A 3,936-nucleotide genomic window follows, 5' to 3' on the forward strand; every position below is an offset into this window, starting at 1 on the left:
AATTACAAGCATATGGAAGTCGGGTTTGCAATTAGACGTATTAATAGGAAACTGGATATTTATAAAGATGACGCAAAAAACACCTCGCTTTATGTGTGTTATCACAAGGAAGAGCCTGTAGGTAATTGTGAACTTCATATTTGTCCACATGCAGCTAAAATCGAGGATTTTGATATCGTAGATATTTATCAAAGAAAAGGTTTTGGAACTCAAGTGGTAAAAGCATTGATGAAGGCAGCTAATGATAAAGGGGTCAAAACCGTCTATATGGTCACAGATCACGAGGATACAGCGAAAGAAATGTATGAAAAAAATGGTTTTACGCTTGCCGGTTACAGATATGAAATTTTGTTTGATCTAAAGTAAGTTGTAGGTCTTAAAAATCGTCTTCACTATGAAGACACATCAAGTGAAAAATCATTCTTACTAGAGCAAACATCGTATTATATTTATAATTCTTCATTAACGAATGACATAATGAGAGGTAGGAAATAAAAATGACAATAACAGAAGTATCAGAAGTAACAGAGATTGATCTAGACCTTATACAGTATTATGAAGGTGAGGGATTCATTAAGCCTGAAAGACTTGAAAATGGCTATCGGGATTACACCTCTAAAGAAGTAGACATGTTATTGAAAATCAAACTGTTGAGAACAATACATATATCGGTGGATCAAATTAAAGGCCTAATGATGGGGCACGAGGATTTAATGACAATCTTGTCTCAGCATTTGGAAGACAATAAGGAGAAAATTAAGAATTCACCCAAGGTTAAAAAAATATGCCGCCAGCTTCTTGAAGAGCAGGTTTCGTTTGACACTTTAGACCCTCAAAAGTATTTGGCAATTAATTTACTGGCTGCAGATATTATGGATGAGGAAGTCGAGGTTTCTCATGTGTATTATCCTTGGAGAAGGTATTTCGCAAGGACTTTGGATATCTTTATATACAGCACTTTAATTAGTGTTGTCAAAGCACTTGTGTTTCATGTTAACATTGCAAACGGTGACAATTTGACGGCAATAATAGATATGTTTTTTTCCATGGGGGTCATGCTTCTTGTTGAGCCCTTATTGCTTAACAAATTTGGCACAACGATCGGTAAGGCAGTCTTTGGGCTAAGACTCCAAGTGGCTTCAGGGCGCAACTTATATTATAAGGAGGGCTTAAGTAGGACTTGGCGTGTCATCGGACAAGGTCTGGGTTATAATATTCCGATTTATAGCCTTGTGAGACTGGTAAAAAGCTATAATATTTGTAAAAGTGAAGCGCCTTTTTCGTGGGATAAAAATATATCTTATACGATAAAAGACACCAAATGGTATAGAACGGTAGCTTTTTTAGCTCTTAATGGTTTAATGTTCTTTTTAATAATTTTAACAGTCTTGTTTCAACAGCTGCCACCTAATCGTGGTGACTTAACTGTGGCAGAGTTCTCCGAAAACTACAATTATTATATTTCTCTTTTGGATGTTGAGTTCAGAAATTCTTATCTAGATGAAAATGGGAAATGGCAAGAATATCCCCAAGAAAACAACACCATCTACTTTAATATTGGAGAAGAGCTTCCTGAACTTCACTTTGATATGGATGGTGAAAACATCAAAAGCGTTTACTTTATGGTTGAGAAGGAAAATACAAAGGAGTGGGTTCAGAGCTATGATTTGCAGATGCTTCTCATGTCATTCTCTTACGTAGGTGCACAAGAGGGTGTAGGAATATTTAATAATGTAAATGATAGGATTGCAAGTAACATCGTCAATCAGAGCTTTCAAGGTTTCCATTTTGAAGAAGAAGGCGTTGAGGTAACTTGTAATACAGAATACTCAGGGTTTGAAGGTGCAAACGCCATGTACTTGTTCCCTAAAGATGACAATTCAGAAAATCATTTTTACTTTGAGTTCATAATGAATAAAGTGAATTAAATTAAATGACATCGAATTTTATAAGGCCCCACCACGATCTATACATCATACGGGTTAGCGTCCTCGCTTCGCTGTGGATAACCCTACTGATGCATAGATCGTGGTGGGGTTTGTTTTTGGTTTGATTGTGCATTTAATTTGGGAAGGAAGGAAAGAACAAAAGGCCTCAGTGATAGATTATTAACAGTGTCTTATACATACTATTTTGTTCTTATCTCTTTATACCATAAAAGACCTATTTTGAAGAAAAACATAGCTTGTTGGGAAACGACATGTTGCGAGATGAATCTGGTATTTACATTGCATTCTCTCGTATATCAGAACTTAGAAAATTTAGTATATCATCCAGAACATCGATTATGACGTGGCCTCTATTTTTAAGAACAATAACTTCAGCATGAGGCAATACATTATTAAATCTTTTTGCAGTCTTTAACGTAGGAAGTAATGCGTCTTTCTCACCACCAATGAATAAAAGTGGCATCGTTAATCTTTCGAGTTCATTATCTGAAAACACTGGGATAGAACCAACTCTCGGCTTGAAATTACTCATAATTAAATTGGAAATTTCTATTACTTCATCTGGAAACTTAGTCCTGCCATACACGATTTGATTAATATGTTTTAAACCACGACTTCCCATGAGCAAAAATGGGATAAGTTTTATGGAAAATGATGGTCTGACTGGTGATATGCCTGATGTTGCTAATAGTACAATTTTGTTGACTAAATGCGGGTAACACGTTGCAAATTTCAAAATCATCCAACCACCTAGTGAGTTTCCGACAAAACTGGCATTTTCTATATTAAGAGCTTCTAGAATTTGTTTTATCCAGTCAGCATGGTCACTATTTGTTAACGAATGTCTATTCTCTGAACTTTTCCCAGGTTCACCTAGTATATCTATAAGAATAATGTGATAATCCTTGCTTAATCTTTCGACATCACCTATCCACATGGATGAGTTTGTACTTGATCCATGTATCATCACAAGTGGTGGTGATTTATCACAACCAGATTCAATAATATATGTTTCACCATAATCAGTAGCAATATATCTTTCTTTATACTTGATTGGCCATTGATCTAACTTTCGATTATAAAAATTGAGAATTTTTTCTTTACCCTCATTCGATTTAAAAACTGAATTTACTTTCATTTTATCGTCCTTTCTACACGCCATTAACTCGTTATTACTGATATTGAACCAAGAATATTTTCTATGAAATGAATAGATCCCCAAATCATTACTCTTATTTTTCGATCTGATTCTAAAAATTGTATGTTCATCGTAGATACGCCATACTTAGGATCTTTATGATTCATTACAGCCATTAGCATGTTGGAAATTCGAGACGCTTCGTCCGTACTTGAAACTTCAATATCTACTACAGCAGAAACTTTAACTTTCTCATATAATTGATTCTCTTCACTGTTAGTTTTAAGCTCAATACTATTTGAATTTAGTGTATTTCTGTCAGAAACTTCACCTTCAGTAAAATTACTTAAGTCATGTCCAGTGATACGCCACTGTTTTCCAACTTTATGGGCTTTTAGTTTCCCCTCTCTTATATATCTACGCACAGTCTTAACATGCAGTCCAACCATTTCAGATACTTGTTCCACAGTATAGTATTTGGCACTCATAGAATATCTCCCTTCGGTATTTACTTAATCCATAGTTTTTAAGGTTCTAAAGTTCCTTGTTTGCACCATAATACACCACTATAAGGAATGTGTCAAGTGATAAAATGAAATTAAAGTAATTTTAAGGAATTATAAGGAGTTTTAGGGTGTTTGTATTATATTGTAATCTTCATAGTGCAAGCTCATCATTAGTACACCAACAAGAGAACAAGTAAAACTGAAAGCATCCATGGAAGAATGGTACAGACATAAAACGCTTGAGAAGGTAAGTGAACGTATTGTTTTTTATCAGAAGTACTTTGATCTTAAACCTACTGATGTCAGAGTGAAAGAACAGAAGAAACGTTGGGCAAGTTGTACT

The 3,936-nt window shown here is 34.9% G+C and carries 5 protein-coding genes; 3 read left to right on the plus strand and 2 right to left on the minus strand.

Annotation, left to right across the window (positions count from 1 at the left end; translation table 11 throughout):
* Positions 1 to 366: GNAT family N-acetyltransferase (locus AC220I_RS19385; protein WP_486725513.1), on the plus strand; the 366-nt coding region annotated here is incomplete at its 5' end.
* A 131-nt stretch (positions 367 to 497) separates the two neighbouring features.
* Positions 498 to 1,928, plus strand: coding sequence for a MerR family transcriptional regulator (locus AC220I_RS19390; RefSeq protein WP_486725514.1), 1,431 nt, complete (start codon positions 498 to 500; stop codon positions 1,926 to 1,928).
* 295 nt (positions 1,929 to 2,223) lie between these two features.
* Here AC220I_RS19390 and AC220I_RS19395 read toward each other — a convergent pair whose 3' ends face one another.
* Together AC220I_RS19395 and AC220I_RS19400 are read right to left on the minus strand one after the other, a co-directional pair.
* On the minus strand, positions 2,224 to 3,087 hold the full coding sequence (locus AC220I_RS19395; protein ID WP_486725515.1) for an alpha/beta fold hydrolase: 864 nt from the start codon (positions 3,085 to 3,087) through the stop codon (positions 2,224 to 2,226).
* A 23-nt stretch (positions 3,088 to 3,110) separates the two neighbouring features.
* Positions 3,111 to 3,575, minus strand: a complete 465-nt coding sequence (locus AC220I_RS19400) for a helix-turn-helix domain-containing protein (RefSeq protein ID WP_486725516.1) — start codon at positions 3,573 to 3,575, stop codon at positions 3,111 to 3,113.
* Between the two features lie 187 nt (positions 3,576 to 3,762).
* Here AC220I_RS19400 and AC220I_RS19405 point away from each other — a divergent pair.
* The coding region (locus tag AC220I_RS19405) for a YgjP-like metallopeptidase domain-containing protein (protein WP_486725517.1) at positions 3,763 to 3,936 on the plus strand (174 nt) is incomplete at its 3' end.

This window comes from Fusibacter sp. (assembly GCF_057447755.1).